Source organism: Chloroflexota bacterium, from assembly GCA_009840355.1.
Taxonomy (GTDB): Bacteria; Chloroflexota; Dehalococcoidia; order Lucifugimonadales; family JADFKI01; genus Bin90.
In genome coordinates, this window is record VXNZ01000026.1 from 117,552 (window position 1) to 132,623 (window position 15,072).

The 15,072-nt window shown below is 58.9% G+C and carries 12 protein-coding genes; 1 reads left to right on the forward strand and 11 read right to left on the reverse strand.

Going from position 1 to position 15,072, the window contains the following annotated elements; all coding sequences use genetic code 11:
- Positions 1 to 32: 32 nt before the first annotated feature.
- The 3 genes from F4X57_08485 to F4X57_08495 form a co-directional block, all read right to left on the reverse strand.
- Positions 33 to 1,787, reverse strand: coding sequence for an NADH-quinone oxidoreductase subunit F (locus F4X57_08485; GenBank protein MYC07193.1), 1,755 nt, complete (start codon positions 1,785 to 1,787; stop codon positions 33 to 35).
- Between the two features lie 111 nt (positions 1,788 to 1,898).
- Positions 1,899 to 2,384 carry an NAD(P)H-dependent oxidoreductase subunit E gene (locus F4X57_08490; protein ID MYC07194.1) on the reverse strand — a complete coding sequence of 162 codons (486 nt, stop codon included), beginning with the start codon at positions 2,382 to 2,384 and terminating at the stop codon, positions 1,899 to 1,901.
- A gap of 182 nt (positions 2,385 to 2,566) precedes the next feature.
- Entirely contained in the window at positions 2,567 to 3,889 is a 1,323-nt protein-coding gene (locus F4X57_08495; protein ID MYC07195.1) for an NAD(P)/FAD-dependent oxidoreductase, read from the reverse strand.
- Positions 3,890 to 4,155: 266 nt separating this feature from the next.
- Here F4X57_08495 and F4X57_08500 point away from each other — a divergent pair, with 266 nt between their 5' ends.
- Entirely contained in the window at positions 4,156 to 5,223 is a 1,068-nt protein-coding gene (locus F4X57_08500; protein MYC07196.1) for a flippase-like domain-containing protein, read from the forward strand.
- A gap of 170 nt (positions 5,224 to 5,393) precedes the next feature.
- Here F4X57_08500 and topA read toward each other — a convergent pair whose 3' ends face one another.
- The 8 genes from topA to ybeY form a co-directional block, all read right to left on the reverse strand.
- Positions 5,394 to 7,724 carry a type I DNA topoisomerase gene (gene topA, locus F4X57_08505; protein ID MYC07197.1) on the reverse strand — a complete coding sequence of 777 codons (2,331 nt, stop codon included), beginning with the start codon at positions 7,722 to 7,724 and terminating at the stop codon, positions 5,394 to 5,396.
- Between the two features lie 17 nt (positions 7,725 to 7,741).
- Positions 7,742 to 8,866, reverse strand: a complete 1,125-nt coding sequence (dprA, locus tag F4X57_08510) for a DNA-protecting protein DprA (protein ID MYC07198.1) — start codon at positions 8,864 to 8,866, stop codon at positions 7,742 to 7,744.
- Between the two features lie 119 nt (positions 8,867 to 8,985).
- A complete protein-coding gene (locus F4X57_08515) occupies positions 8,986 to 10,383 on the reverse strand; it encodes an amidohydrolase (GenBank protein MYC07199.1) in 1,398 nt (465 codons plus the stop codon).
- Between the two features lie 311 nt (positions 10,384 to 10,694).
- Positions 10,695 to 11,453: a DNA repair protein RecO gene (recO, locus tag F4X57_08520; GenBank protein ID MYC07200.1), complete on the reverse strand. Its 759-nt coding sequence runs from the start codon at positions 11,451 to 11,453 to the stop codon at positions 10,695 to 10,697.
- A gap of 81 nt (positions 11,454 to 11,534) precedes the next feature.
- Complete coding sequence (gene recR, locus F4X57_08525; GenBank protein MYC07201.1) at positions 11,535 to 12,146, reverse strand: recombination protein RecR; 612 nt, start codon at positions 12,144 to 12,146, stop codon at positions 11,535 to 11,537.
- A gap of 56 nt (positions 12,147 to 12,202) precedes the next feature.
- On the reverse strand, positions 12,203 to 12,511 hold the full coding sequence (locus tag F4X57_08530; GenBank protein MYC07202.1) for a YbaB/EbfC family nucleoid-associated protein: 309 nt from the start codon (positions 12,509 to 12,511) through the stop codon (positions 12,203 to 12,205).
- A complete protein-coding gene (gene dnaX / locus F4X57_08535) occupies positions 12,508 to 14,247 on the reverse strand; it encodes a DNA polymerase III subunit gamma/tau (GenBank protein ID MYC07203.1) in 1,740 nt (579 codons plus the stop codon). Before dnaX ends, F4X57_08530 begins: the two co-directional genes overlap by 4 nt.
- Positions 14,240 to 14,749 (reverse strand): rRNA maturation RNase YbeY, encoded by a 510-nt coding sequence (gene ybeY / locus F4X57_08540; GenBank protein MYC07204.1) that lies wholly within the window; start codon positions 14,747 to 14,749, stop codon positions 14,240 to 14,242. Before ybeY ends, dnaX begins: the two co-directional genes overlap by 8 nt.
- Positions 14,750 to 15,072 lie beyond the last annotated feature (323 nt).

Sequence of the window (15,072 nt, forward strand, 5' to 3'; positions counted from 1 at the left end):
TTCGTGCGGCAAGCGTCCATCGAAAGCCCCCACTAGCCGCTGCGCGCGACAGGCTGAGCCATAACGCGAAGCGAATCCATCGCGTACGGGCGAGTGTTCTTCGGCGAGATGGCTGGCCGCGGGCTGCTCCCGGTCGGGCGCTTACCCTCTATGTACGCTACGAATTCGGACTCGAAGTGCTGCAGTGCGGAGCGTATCGGCCCGAAACCGAGCTGACCATGCCCGCAGAGCGAACTGGCTTCCATTGTATTACCGATGTTGCGCATCAGGTCCAGGTCTCCGGGGCGGCTCTCATAGCGTACAATGCGGTCCATCACTTCGAGCAGTTGCTCCATGCCCAGCCTGCAGGGGAAGCACTTGCCGCACGATTCGTACTGTGTGAAAGCCACTAGGTTGCGCGTAACTTCCACCGCGCTGGTGTCTTCGTCCATCACGATGATTCCGCCGGAGCCGAATATCGCACCAGCCTCGCGCATCTCGTCGAAGTCGATGTGCACGTCTAGGCTGTCCGCGCCCAGCACGCCGCCTAGGGGACCGCCGGTCTGCAACATCTTCAGCTTCTTGCCGTTCTTCACGCCGCCGCCCAGATCGTTGACGACCTGCCCGAGTGTTAAGCCCATCGGCACTTCGTACAAGCCTGGGTAGTTCACCTGTCCGCTCAGGCAGACTATCGCGGTGCCGGTGCTGCGGTTGACGCCGATACTGGAAAACCACTCCGCGCCCTTGGATATTATCTCTGGCGCGTATGACAGGCTTTTGACATTGTTGATGGTGCTAGGCTTGCCCCAGACGCCGAACGCTGCGGGGAATGGCGGGCGATAGCGTGGCTGCGAGCGATGCCCTTCAATCGCTTCCATCAGCGCGGTCTCTTCGCCGGCGACATACGACTCGCCGGTGAGCGATACTTCGATGTCGAATGAGAAGTCCGAGCCGAGTATGTTTTCGCCGAGCAGACCGTATTCGTATGCCTGCTCAATTGCCTTCTCCGTGCGGCTGATTGGTCCTTCGTGCCCGTGTCGAATGAATACGAAGCCGTTGGTTGCGCCGGTGGCGTATCCGGCGATGCACATACCTTCGAGCAGTGTGTACGGGTCGCTTTCGAGTATGCCCTTGTCGTTGTATGCGCCGGGGTCGCCCTCTTCGCAGTTGCAGAGGATGTACTTGGGCCCGTCGCCGCGCGTCATGAAGTTCCACTTGACCCCGGTGGGGAACGCCGCGCCACCTCTGCCGCGAAGTCCGGAATCGATGACTTCCTTGATGACCTCGTCCGACTGCATGTCGAACAGCGCCTTGCGCAAGCCTTCGTAGCCGCCGTTGGCGATGTACTGCAAGACATCGTTGGGAGCGATGTTACCCGCGTTGCGCATTGCGATGCGCTGCTGCATTCCGATGCCCGGCAGCCTGTTAAGGTCTTCTACGCCGTCAACTGGTGTATCGCCAAGGTAGCCCAGCACACCTTCGTCGGGCAGGCTGTCATCGACCAGCACGGACTTGACGATGCTCGGCACGTCGTCGGGCGTAACATTGTTGAAGAAGACGCGCGAACCGCCCGGCTTCATGATGTCCACCAGCGGCTCGGCGAAGCAGATGCCCAAGGAGCCCACATCGTCCACATTGGCGTCGATGCCCTGCGCGTCGAGCTCGCGTATAATCGCATCACGCACATCAAAGGCGCCGACAGCATGCCCGAACATCGTCGTGCTGATGCGAATCCACGCCTTGTCGCCGTTCGTCAGGCGCTGCCAGTGTTCGTCAGCCTGGGCTTTCAGCTCATTGTAAGTGGGCATTTTTCGTCCTGCTGATTAGATATTCCCGTTGAAATGGCTAATCTTGATAGCCGCTCGCCTTTGATGGTAATAAATTGAGAGTAGGTTGGCGCGGGATGATTGCTATTAACTTCAGTGTCCGCCGCTTGCTTCTAGTTCCGAAACAATCCGCACCGCCGATTGCGCGTCAATGCGTCCGACGAGACGGTGGTTGACCATCATCACGGGCGCTTGCGGGCACGCGCCGAGGCAGGTGTTGTACTTGAGGCTGACGCGGTTGTCGTCCGTCTCGCCTTCGTCCTCAAGGTCAAGCTCTTTCAGCACTGCGTCAAGTATGTCCGGTGCGCCAAGCAGGTGGCAGGAGAGTCCCCAGCATATCTCTACGGTGTTGTCGCCCGGCGGAGTGAAGCGGAAGTTCGTGTAGAAGGACGCCACGCCCCACACTTCGTTGATGGTCGTGTCCATATGGTCCGCGACCTCTTCGATGGCTTCTTGCGGGATGTAACCCAAGTCGTCCAGTACCGCGTGCAGCGAAGACAGCACATTGATGTTCGTCTGAGTTTGCGAACCGATTGCCGCCCTAATACGCTCTCTGATGTCCACGCTATCTGTGCTCAACTGGCAAGCCTCCCATGCGCTATCGCACTCGCCGACTCATGCACCCGAAAATTAACGCTTATAGGATACTTGCCAAGCCCCCCAAGCGCAACTATCCATAGCACTGCTAATAATCAGTGTAAGTCCGTTCACTCTTCTCATTTTATCCACCTTACCCATCCTGCCCATCCTGTCTATCCACATCAGTCCGCGTCCCCCATTATCAACTGCGCCACTTCGCGACCCATCCGGACGCTGTAGTTGGTGCCGCGATCTTCGGGGTATATCTGCGTGGTGTTGGCTAAGTACAAGCCGTCGAACGGCGTTCTATGGCTGGGTATGCGCTGGGAATAGTTGGTGCCGATTATTGGCTGCGCAGCGCCTACTCGGTGATGGTAGCTTGTTTCTATCCACGACGGGTCGAATTGCGGGTTTATCTTGCGCAGGTGCGGCAGGTACTTGTCCAGCAGTTCTTCGTGCGACATGCGGTAATATGGGCTGTCCGTCGTCAGGTAGTTCGACAGATAGACGATGTGCTTGCCGGCGTAGTGCTCCGGCTCTATCAGGTTCGTGTGCTCTATGACGGCGACGAATGGGATCGAGCGGTCGGATACATTCAGCCAATAGACATCGGTGAGCGGGCGGTCTAGCACCAGCACGATGAGCACCGCAGCCATGTAGCTGACGCCGTTCAGCCGCGCCAGATATTCGTCGGGCAGCGGCGGCACAAGCGCAGGAAAGATATACGATGGCGTCGTTGCAAGCACCGTGTCGAACTCGACTAAGCGGCTTTCCGCGCCGTCCAATGCGACATGCAGCCCGTTCGCCCTGCCGTCCACGACATCTACCTTGTCCACAGCCGCCGAAGTATGTACTTCGCCGCCCATCTCGCGCACGCGCTCGGCAAGCACATCGAACAACTCGCCGAAGCTGCCCATCGGGTAGCCTAGCTTTTCCTTTATCATACTCTTGCCGCGCGATTTAACGCGTGTCTGAATCTTGCCCCAGACCCATGCCATGCTGACTTCACGGAAGTGTTCTTCGCCGAACTTGCCGCGCATCATCGGTCCCCAGAACACATCGTAGCCGCTCTTGCCCACATGCCGCCGCAGCCACTCGTCCGCGGTGATAGATTCGTACTTGCGGTAGTCGCGTTGTCGCTGCAAGTACAAGGTCGCGAGCCCCAGCCGTATGCGGTCGGGCAAGCTCATCGCCGAAAATTTTAGAAGGTCCATCGGCGTTACGAAGTCGTAAATCTTGCCGTCAACCAGCGTGCCGACAGTCGAATCTATCCAACGAATGCGGTCGCCAAGCCCGATTTCTTCGGTCAATTCCACGATGTCGGTGTCGCTGGTGAACCAGTGGTGATAGCCCTTTTCCAGCTGCGCGCCGCCCACATCGAAGGTCGAAGCCTGCCCGCCGAGAAACGGCGCCCGCTCGTACGCGGCGGCGTAATGCCCCTGCTTCACCAGTTCATATGCGGCGGCAAGCCCGGCTGCGCCCGCGCCGATTATCCCTACTCGCATCGGTTAACTCGCAATTCGTGTGGCGGTGTCTCGCCGTTTCGCCCGCGTGAGTGCGGGTGCTGTAATCAATTGTAGCATTTGTGGGCATATCGGTTTGTCGGCCGTCTGATTCTTGGGGCTATTGGGATAGTTGTGTGGCACGGGGATTTTGCCCTTCGCCCTATGGTGCATCAAGAGTGAATCTTCGCCATAATGTTGATAGTTATGAAATTCCTTGCAGATAATAATTGACGCCCTATTGCGGATTTCGTATAGAATGCTTGTGTATGAATTCGCAAAACGACACTGATAACACAGACGAAAATGTAGGCGGCGGACTGAGGCGGCGCGGCATGGCGCAGTATTTGCTGATTGGCTATGTGGTGCTGGCGACGGCGCTGGGCGTTCTGCTTGGCTGGCTGGTCATTAAGAACGCGCACTGGGCGGAGCTACAAGACGTTCTGTTGTCCACGAATATGACGCTGGTTGCGGCGGCGTGGGCGCTCATTACAATTGCGGCATATTTGCGCGGCGTACGCTGGAAATTGCTGCTGAACAATGAGAGCACAGGCGCGACGCGGCTGTTCCTGATAGAGCAGACCGGCGCGGCTCTGGACACGCTCAGCCCTGTGCGCGTGCTGGACGAAGTGGTGCAGGTCGGCATACTCGCGCTTAGGGACAAGCTGCGGCTGGGCACGATACTGGCGACAATCGCACTACAGCGCGCGTTTGAGTTCACGACGACGGTGCTTGTGCTGGGCGCGGGCGCTCTGCTGCTGCCGCAATTGCGGGAGTTCCTGCCGTGGATAGGCGTCGGACTGTTCTTCGGGCTGGTGGCGCTTGTCGCGCTGTTCGCGGCGGGACCTCTGCTCGGCCGCCTCAAGATTCTGTCGAACATTCAGATTGTCGCGCAGTTCGCTTCCGCGATAATGCTGCTGCGCCGGGGAAAGCGCCGCGCACTCGCAGCATTCCTGCTGTCATTGGCGCAAGCCGGGCTGCTGGGCGCCGCGGGCTGGCTGGTTATACTCGCGACCGATTTACAGGTCAGCCTGCCGGCGATGATTGTCATCACGATGGCGATTACATTCTTCAGCAGCACGGTGCCGGGGCTGCCGATGTCCATCGGCACATTCGAGTTCGCGGCGGTGTCGATACTGTCGCTGTGGGGCGTAGGCCGTGAAGATGCGATCGGATTCTCGATTATGCTGCACGCGGTGTTGTTCCTATCGCCGATACTCTTCGCGATAGTCTTCCTGCCGCGCGAAGGCTTGCTGTCCATCAGGGAATTCCGCGCGCTCAACCGCAGGACGCGCGCGCGGATGTCGGCAGCGTCAGGGTCAACGGAGGCCCTGTAGGCAGGACTGTGCGACGGCGGGTTTACCTGCGTAATGCTCGGGGCGTTCTTCGTAGGAGCGACCGGCCGGTCGCCCCTACTTACGATGTTCGTTCCACATCTACCCCGCTGCATTTTGGACGGCTTAGGGGCGGTGATGAGCGTAATGGGTTTGCTAGTATAGCAGCGACGCTACGCGACCGCCTCTTCCATTTCTTCTTGTGGGATTGGTCCCTGGAAGCCGCAGGATGCGTCTAGGCAACGGGCACTCTTGCGTCCGCGTCCGCGCGTTACTAGCAGCTTGCCGCAGTCGGGGCACGGTTGTGGTAATGGGTTGGCGGCGAACTTGCACTCCGGGTAGTTGGAGCAGCTGTAGAATATCCTGCCGTTCTTGCCCTTTTGCTTGCGCTCTACTAGAACATTACCGCAGTCGGGGCAGTCCACGCCTACGGGCAGCGGCTTGGCGTTCTTGCACTCTGGGTAGCCGGTGCAGGCGAGAAAGCGTCCGTTACGGCCGGTCTTGACCACCATCGGGCGTTCGCATTTCTCGCAGTATTCGTCCACGTCTTCGCTGACAAGCTCACGGATGGCGCGCTCTTCGGGGCTTTCCAGTGGCTTGGTGTTCTTGCACTCCGGGTAGCCGCGGCAGGCGATGAAGCGACCGTAGCGCCCGGACTTGATGACCATCTGATTGCCGCAAAGCTCGCACGCCTCACCGGTCTCTTCTTCGAGCCACTCGCGCGGTATCCGCTCGACTTCGCTCATCGTCTTTGCGATGGACTCGTCGAATGGTCCGTAGAACTCCTTGAGCATCGGCTCCCACTTAAGCTCGCCGTCAGCAATGTCATCAAGGCGCTCTTCCATCTGCGCGGTGAAGCCGATGTTCATCACATCGGGGAAGTTCGGCTTCAGGAAGTCGGTAACGACCAGCCCGAGTTTCGTCGGCAAGAACCTGCCGCGCTCTTTGCGCACATAGTCTCTGTCCATAATCGTGGCGATGATGGGCGCGTATGTGCTTGGCCTCCCGATGCCTTGCTCTTCCATCGCGCGGATGAGCGTGGCGTCGGTGAAGCGCGGGGGCGGCTGTGTGAAGTGCTGGTCCGGCGTGATTTTCAGGCAGTCCAACGCGTCGCCGTCCGCGAGTTCGGGCAGCGGCGGCGTCTCGTCGTCTTCACTAGCGTTGTCGTCCAAGCCTTCCATGTACAGAGTTCGGAAGCCGGGGAACCTCATCACCGAGCCGCTCGCGCGGAACAGGTACTCGTTATCCGACTTGGCGCTCTTCACGCCGATGTCCACGCGCGTGGAATCGAACAGCGCGTCCGCCATCTGACTCGCGAGCATGCGCTTCCAAATCAGGTCGTAGAGTCGGAACTGCTCGCCATTGAGGTACTGCCGTATGCTCTCCGGAGCGCGCATAATCGAAGTTGGGCGTATGGCTTCGTGCGCTTCCTGCGCGCCCTTGACCTTGCGCGTGTATGTGCGCGGCGACTTGGGCGCGTATTCTGCGCCAAACTTTTCCTTGATGTAGGCGTTCGCTTCCTGCAACGCGGCAGATGCGACATTCGTTGAGTCCGTGCGCATATAAGTGATAAGCCCGACTTCACCTTCGGAGCCGATGGATATGCCTTCGTAGAGTTGCTGCGCGACCTGCATGGTGCGCCGCGCGGTGAAGCGCAGCTTGCGCGACGCCTCCTGCTGCATCGTCGATGTGATAAATGGGGCGGCGGGTCTGCGGCGGGTCTCACGCCTGCGTACTGTGTCCACCTTGAACTCCGCGCCTTCGATATCTGCGACGATTTCATGCGCTTGGTCGCCGTTGGAGATTTCGATGCGCTTTTTGCCTTTAATCGAGTGTAGCGCCGCCTTGAAGTCAATGCGCTTTTGGACATCGTCCTGCGCGCTCTTGGCGAGTATGGATTCGATGCTCCAGTATTCGACCGGCACGAACGCCTCTATCTCGCGCTCGCGGTCAACGACGAGGCGCAGCGCGACCGACTGCACGCGGCCAGCGGAAAGCCCACGCTTGACCTTGCCCCACAACACGGGGCTGAGCCGGTAACCGACCAGCCTGTCGAGAATGCGGCGTGCCTGCTGCGCGTCAATCAGGTTGTAATCAAGCTCGCGCGGGTGCTCGAACGCCTCACTTATGGCTTCCTTCGTGATTTCGTGGAATACCACGCGCTTGACCTTTGACCGCGCGATATTCGCCGCTTCGAGCAGGTGCCACGAGATAGCCTCGCCTTCGCGGTCCGGGTCGGTGGCGAGATAGACTACATCGGCGTCTCGCGATGCCTTGCGGAGCTGCGTCACGATTTTCTTCTTATCCGGCATCACCATGTATTCCGGGTGAAATCCGTCGTCGTCAATCAAGACGCCGTGCACGCCCGGCTTGCCGCGCTTCTTCTTGTCGGACAGGTCACGCACGTGTCCCATCGACGCAAGCGTCTGGTACTTGCTGCCAAGAAACCGCCCGACGGTGCGGGCTTTCGCGGGGGATTCTACTACTACCAGATCTTTACTCATTCTTGTGATTCTTCCTCTCACACTGCGCTTGCCGAGTATTCGTCTGAGACCTCGCGCATTCTTACATAGTTCATGCCGCCGACCTGCTTTACAAGCCCTTTGAGTTCCATCATCGCCAGCGTGCTGCTTACATCGGGCGCCGTGCGTCCGGTGCTGCGGCACACTTCGTCCACATGCACCGGGTCGAATGTGATATAGCGGAGCAAGTCTGCTTCATCGTCGTCCTCAGGGAACAACGCCGCCATTTCAATCTGCCGCTCAACGGCGGTGAGGTTCAGTTCTTCTAGCACATCTTCGTATGAAGTTACTAGCTTCGCCTCGCCTTTTTTAATCAGTTTGTTCGTGCCCTCACTGTTCTCGGAGAGAATTCTGCCCGGCACGGCGAAGACTTCCCTGTTTTCTTCCAATGCCTGCCGCGCCGTTATCAGCGCGCCGCTCTTTTTGCCCGCTTCGATGACGAGCGTGCCGAGCGTCATGCCGCTCATAATCCGATTGCGGCGCGGGAAATTGCGCGGATCCGGCTTTGTGCCGAGTGGGTATTCCGACAGCAGCGCGCCGTTATTCGCGATCTGCTCCGACAAATTAGTATGTTCCGGCGGGTAGATATTGTCTAGCCCGCTGCCTAGCACGGCGATAGTGCGCTGACCGGCGTCCAGCGTAACACGATGCGCCGCTCCGTCAATGCCGCGCGCAAGGCCACTTACGATTGTAACGCCCGCACGCGCAATATCATAGACGATTTGCTCGATAACTTGCCTCCCGTAGTGCGACGGATTGCGCGTGCCCACGACCGCGACCGAGCGCGCGTCTTCCGGATGCAGCGTGCCGCGGACGTACAAAAGCGGCGGCAGATCGTAGATTTCTTTCAGCCGCGCGGGGTATTCGTCGTCGTGCCAAGTGAGCGCGCGGACGCCGCTTCGCAGCAATCTATCGGCTTCGGCATCGGGATCGATAGTACGCCTACCGTCCACGACCGCGCGGACGGTGCGCCTGTCCAAGCCTGCCGCTCTAAGTTCGGCTGCGCCCGCCGACCATGCCGCTTCCATTGAGTCGAAGTAGCTTTCAAGCCGCTGAAATCGCGCTCTACCGATGCCGCTGGTGCGGTTGAGCGCCAGCCAGTATTTAATCTGCTCAATTTCCATCTGAAAAATATAAGTGCCTAATGTTACAGCAGAATTACGGGGAGGAACATGGTGAGGGTAATGTAGTGTGGGGATTCTTCGTGTCTAACTATAATTCGCGCTGGGCTACACCATTGCCCCTACACCACAGGCCAAGCGGACGGGAACGATATGCCGGTCTTCGCCAGCAATTCTTCGCCTATGGCTTGCAGACGCTGAATTAGCTGCCATTCATCCACGTAGGTCGGCTTGTAGTCTTCGATGACAACCCTGCCGTCCACGATGACGGTGTGCACGCTGCGGCCGTCGGCGTTGTACACGAGGTTATTGACGGGGTTGAACAGCGTTCGCCATTCTGCGCGGCGCGTGTCGAATAGCACCATGTCCGCCTTCTTGCCAACTTCGATAGAGCCGATTTCGTCCGCCAAGCAGAATGCTTCCGCGCCGCCTATGGTGGCGAGTTCCAACGCGGTCTCCGGCGAGATCATGCCGATGTCCTGCCGCCCGTCTTTGTACAGCACGGCGGCGAGATACATCGCGCGCATCGTTTCCATCAGGTTGGAGTTGTTCGGCGCGTCCGTGCCCAAGCCAACGCTGATGCCGCGATCAAGTAGTTCGGGCAATTTTCCGATGCGCGTGATGCCTGTGCCCTGCTTCAGTGTTTGCGACGGACACATCACGGTCGTGGAGCCGCCGCGCGCCATCGCGTCCATCTCGGCGTCATTCACGCCTATCAGATGCGACAGCAGCACATTCTCGCCCATCACGCCAATCTTTTCGAGATATTCTACCGGGCGCATGCCGTGCTCTTGCAGGCTTTCTTCGACTTCAGACGGCGAGTTGCTAGTGTGCAGCGTTAAGCCCGTGCCGTATTCGTCCGCGAGGCGTTTCGCGCCACGCAGAAGTTCTTCCGTGGAAAAGTTCGGAGCGAACGGCATTGCCCACGCGCGAACGCGGTCGTTCAGCCGGTGGTCGTACTCGCGGATGGCGTGTTCCATGATGGCGATGGCTTCGCCGGTCTCGTACTGCGGCAGGTTGACCGGATTCGGCTTGTCGGTGACATGCATGCCGACGATGATTCGGCAGCCGGACTCGTCGTATGCGTCCATGCACGCGTCGATAAACTTGGTGCTGCCAGGGTCCATAAAGCAGGTCGTGCCGCCCTTCAGCATCTCGGTGATGGCGAGCAGGGATGCGCAGTATTCCGCTTCTTCGTCGAGTTCGCCCTGCAGCTTGAACACATTCGGCAGGTAGTCGGATCCCAGCGTGTCGGGGAAGATGCCGCGCGTGGCGTGGGCGTAGCTGATATGCGCGTGTCCGTTTATCATGCCCGGCGTGATGACCATCTCGCTGGCGTCTATCACGCGATCCGCCGGGACGGATTCCAGCTCGCGCGCCTTGCCAACCTGCGTGATGCGCCCGTCTTCGACCAAAATCGAACCGTCCGTGATGATACGCCTGCCCGCGTCCACCGTCAGGATGAAGCGCGCGTTGTGTATCTTCAGAGTGCTGCCGTTGCTTGTCGTGCCATTTGCCATGATGATTGCCTTGTCGCTTGTCTATCCGGTCATCAGTGTGAATATACGCGAATACAACTGAACCATTCTACCTGAGGTGATAACACAAATGTTAGTTCTGTCCTGGCTGAGGTGATTTCACAAAACCCTTAATGTTGTCATTTCGCGCTGTTTTTGTCACTCCGAACGCAGTGAGGAATCTGAAATCGTCGCCTGCAGACCTGTTTCAGACTTTAGATTTCTCGCTTTCGCTCGAAATGACAGGACAAAATGCATCTGTGAAATTGTCTCGTCCTACTATCCTGCCCATACCGCTCATTCTGTCCAGCCTGTTAGATTGTGAGCGAGACGAAGTCGGCGCTTCGGACTTCGCGCTCGGCGATGTGGCGGATGTATGTGCGCAACAGGCGTTCTATGTCCTTGCGGATACTCTCCGGTACGGTCAGCGCTTCCACCTTGTCGAATGCCAACTCGCGCTGTATGAAGCGCAGCGTCTTCATCGTGTTCAGCGGCAGGGGCAGAAGCGCACCGCTCGATTCCGTGCGGCAGTTTGGGCAGATTGCGCCACCGCTTTCGCACATGAATAGGTGGTTGCCGGGCTCGAGCCACGCGCGGCACTCTACGCAATGCACCAACTCGGGTGTGTATCCTGTTACATCTAGCAGGCGCATCTCGAACCAGCGCAGCAGCAAGTCAAGGTTGCTGGCGTTCTCAAGCCATGTCAGCGCGCGGAGCAGAAGCGCGTACATCTCTCGATTGCCGTTGCCTTCCATCGAAAAGCCGTCCACGAGTTCGGCGATGTACATCGCGCGGGAGACGCGGCGCAGGTCAGCGCGTATGCCGCCGTAGGTGCTTATCGCAGAAGCTTCGTTGATAGTGTCGAGATTCCTGCCCACGGAGACGGCAACGGACGCGCGGTTCAGCAGTTCCAGATGCCCGCCGAACCTGCTCTTCATGCGGCGCACACCCTTCGCCACGGCCCGAACCTTGCCCTTGTCTGGCGAACACAGCGTCAGAATGCGGTCCGCCTCGCCAAGCGGCATCTGTCGGACGACCACGCCCTCGGTGCGGTATGTCCTGAATCTGCTCAAACGGTCAGCCTGCCCATTCCGAATCGTTGATGCCAGCCTTGCGCATAATAGCGCGGTAAACAACCCATAACTCTTGCCCGCTTATAACTCTTGCCTGCCTTCTATGGCGCGACCGAGCGTGATGTCGTCCGCGTACTCCAAGTCGCCGCCAACGGGCAAGCCTCGCGCTAGGCTGGTGATGCGCACGCCAAACGGCGATATGAGCTGCTGAATGTACATCGAGGTCGCATCGCCTTCGAGGTTGGGATTGATTGCGAGAATAATCTCTTCAATGTCGTCTGCCTGCAACCTGTCAAGCAGCGGGCGAATGTGCAGGTCTTCGGGTCCGATGCCGTTCTGCGGCGATATGACGCCGTGAAGCACATGGTACAGCCCTCTGTATATATTCGTGCGTTCCAGAGCAATCACATCGAGCGCGTCTTCCACGACGCAGATGCGCGTTCTGTCGCGGCGCGGATTGGCGCAGACGATGCAGAGGTCGGTCTCGGCGATGTTGTAGCAGACGCTGCATAACACGACGCGCTCCTTAACGGCAACAATCGCCTCCGCAAGCGCGAGTGCATCTTCTTCAGGCATCCGGACGAGATAGAATGCGAGGCGCGGCGCCGTTTTGGGGCCTATGCCCGGCAGCTTGCTAAACTCGTCCGCAAGCCGCGCGACGGGCGCAGCCGCCCGCACGCTGTCAGTCGTCATCTAACGCTCCCAAATCGGCTTACAACGGTATCCTTCCCATCCTGCAAATGGATAAGTTAGAGCATGCCTGGCGGCAACATGCCGCCGGTGAGCGCGCCCATCTTGTCTTGCGCCATCTGTTGCGCCTTGTCCATGCCTTCGTTGACCGCCGCCATAACGAGGTCTTCCAGCATGTCCACATCTTCCGGCGACACGACATCAGGGTCGATGGTGATGGATTCAACCTTCATCTTGCCGCTGACGACCGCCTTCACCACGCCACCGCCTACGCTCGCCTCGACGGTTGCACTTTCGAGTTCTTCCTGCAGCTTCATCATCTGCTTCTGAATCTGCTGCGCCTGCCGCATCATCTTTCGATTCATCATGGTTGTCTGACCTCTCTTTCGCCGATTACTCGTGCGCCCATAGATTGCGCCGCCTGAACAAGGTGGCTCGTCTGCGAAGGGCGCTTGGATCCTGCGCCGTTGCTCCCGTCCGAGAGCGCCACCCTTACCTCGAACTTCGATCCCATCGCGCTTTCGATTGCGTCGTACAACGCCTTCTTGGTCTGCGGAGTTTCCAGCTCCTCATTCAGGCGGTCCACGTTGGAAAGCGATGGATACCTGATTATTATAGTATCCCCGACGATTTCTCGCTCTCTTGAACTTCGCAGCATCGCGCCAACCTTGAATCTGGCACCAGTGAATCGCAGTTCGTTGGCGATCCTGTTCCACTGGTGCGCCAACTTCGCGTCGAGTTCTCTGGGCATTTCGCCGCCCGGCGCTGGCATGCCGTTGGGCATGCCGGCAGGTGTGGCACTCGCCGCAGACGGTTGATATGCGGGGCGCGACGGTTGGCGATACGGTTGCTGCTGCGGTGCGTCTGTTGGCGATGGCGCGCCCGTTGGCGCAGTTCGGTTCGGCGGTTGCTGATACGGCTGTGCTTTCGGCATCGACGGCTGCTGACGCGGCGCGGGCGCTTGCGTTGCCGGCGCCGGCTGCCGCGCGGCGGCATAAGGCTGCTGTGGTACGGGCGCGGCGACCATAGGCTCCGGATCGGTAGCCATATCGACCAGCGCGAGTTCCAAGGGCAGCGTGGATGACGCATCTCGACGCATGTTGACGGCTGCGAACACCTTCAGCGACTTGACCAGATGCTCCATTGATACGCCAACGACCAGTGCGTTCAGGCGGCTCATCACTTCGTCCGAGTAGCCGAATGTCGCGCCTGCACCGGTCTTTAGCAGCAGCAGCGCCCTCAGGTATTCGAGTGTGCCGCGCAATAGTTGGCGTAAGTCTGTACCTTGCTCAGACGCGCCGTTGACGGTGGTGATGCCGTCTTTGACCGACTTGGCGATGATATGTCGTACAAGTTCGAGCGCCATCTCGTCGCCGCCAAGCCCTAGCAGCTGGCGCACATCGTCTTCGCTTATCGGTGAACCGTATGACACGACGACCTGTTCGAGCAGGTTCTCGGCGTCTCGCAGGCCGCCGTTTGCCATGCGCGCCACGAGCTGTAGCGCATCGTTGGACGCCTCTATGCCTTCATGTCCACAGATGTCTGCGAGTTTCGCCACCATGCGCTCGATGGGAACGCGCCGGAAGTCGAAACGCTGGCAGCGCGATATGATAGTCGGCGGAAGTTTGTACGCCTCCGTGGTGGCGAGAATGAATTTTGCGTGTTCGGGCGGCTCTTCCAGCGTCTTCAGCAGCGCGTTGAAGGCGGCGTCGGTCAGCATGTGCACTTCGTCGATGATGTATATCTTGTAACGCGATTCAGTCGGCGAGAAGCGCACCTTGTCGCTGAGTTCGCGAATGTCGTCGATGCCGCGATTGCTCGCCGCGTCAATCTCGATGAGGTCGAGCGAGCGCCCTTCGTTGATGCTCACGCAGATGTGGCATTCGTTGTCGGGTTCACCATCTCGCGGCGACAGGCAGTTGATCGCCTTCGCGAGAATGCGCGCCGTGCTGGTCTTGCCCGTGCCGCGTGTACCGCAGAACAGGTAGGCGTGCGCCGTTCGTTGCTGCGCGACCGCCTGCCGCAATGTCTTCATGATTGCGTCTTGCCCGACGACTTCGCTCATGCTTTTCGGTCGCCACTTCCTGTAAAAGACTTCAGCCATTGCAACCTCTCGTCCCCTGGACTGCCACACGCTCCATCGCCCTGCGTTCCTTGTCCTGCATCACGCGGGCATCGTCGTCATCAATGTGATCGTGCCCTATCAGATGCAAAATGCCGTGCACGACGAGAAACGCCAGCTCGCGCTCAGCCGGATGCCCGGCTTGCTGCGCCTGTCGCACCGCCTGCGGATACGACACGATGACCTCGCCCAATCCGGCGGATTCGCCCGGCGGTAGTACAAATGCGTCGTCCGCAGACCAGCGGGACGGCGCATCGCCTTCGCCGTAATACTCGCCTGCGTTGTCGAACGCGAATGACAGTACATCGGTCGTCTTGTCCAGCCCTCGATACTCGGCATTTAGCGTGCGCACCGTGTCGTCATCCGCAATCACAACGCTGGCATGCTGCGCGATGCCTTCTTGTTGCAGCACGGCTAGGCACACCGTTTCCAGCCATGATGCGCTAACGGCGCTTTCGAATTCGTCGAAGATTTGGACGGCGATGGCGGCGTTTTCGTTGGTGGAACGCTCGCCGATTCCATGCTGACACAAGTGTTCTGTAGTCGGCAGATTCAAGTATACACCTCATTGGCGCATGTGTGTAGCGGGCGATTGAGACCACTGTTAAGCGACAGGCACCTGCCGGTCCTAAATGTCCTTTCTATCCTTCGTAAGAAGGTTAGGATGAGGGCATGAGCCGAGCTCAGATTATAGGTTACGCCAATTCCTGAAGTGTAGATTATAGCGTCTGCGGCAGGAAATGCATTGCGCCTTTATACCCATCTTTGGGACATAGCCTGATTTTCCAACTGACACTCATCTCCATT

Bases quoted from the DNA above. Each gene is read 5' to 3' on its own strand.
- F4X57_08485 (MYC07193.1), bottom strand. From the start codon at position 1,787: ATGCCCACTTACAATGAGCTGAAAGCCCAGGCTGACGAACACTGGCAG.
- F4X57_08495 (MYC07195.1), bottom strand. From the start codon at position 3,889: ATGCGAGTAGGGATAATCGGCGCGGGCGCAGCCGGGCTTGCCGCCGCA.
- F4X57_08500 (MYC07196.1), top strand. From the start codon at position 4,156: ATGAATTCGCAAAACGACACTGATAACACAGACGAAAATGTAGGCGGC.
- topA (MYC07197.1), bottom strand. From the start codon at position 7,724: ATGAGTAAAGATCTGGTAGTAGTAGAATCCCCCGCGAAAGCCCGCACC.
- dprA (MYC07198.1), bottom strand. From the start codon at position 8,866: ATGGAAATTGAGCAGATTAAATACTGGCTGGCGCTCAACCGCACCAGC.
- F4X57_08515 (MYC07199.1), bottom strand. From the start codon at position 10,383: ATGGCAAATGGCACGACAAGCAACGGCAGCACTCTGAAGATACACAAC.
- recR (MYC07201.1), bottom strand. From the start codon at position 12,146: ATGACGACTGACAGCGTGCGGGCGGCTGCGCCCGTCGCGCGGCTTGCG.
- F4X57_08530 (MYC07202.1), bottom strand. From the start codon at position 12,511: ATGATGAATCGAAAGATGATGCGGCAGGCGCAGCAGATTCAGAAGCAG.
- dnaX (MYC07203.1), bottom strand. From the start codon at position 14,247: ATGGCTGAAGTCTTTTACAGGAAGTGGCGACCGAAAAGCATGAGCGAA.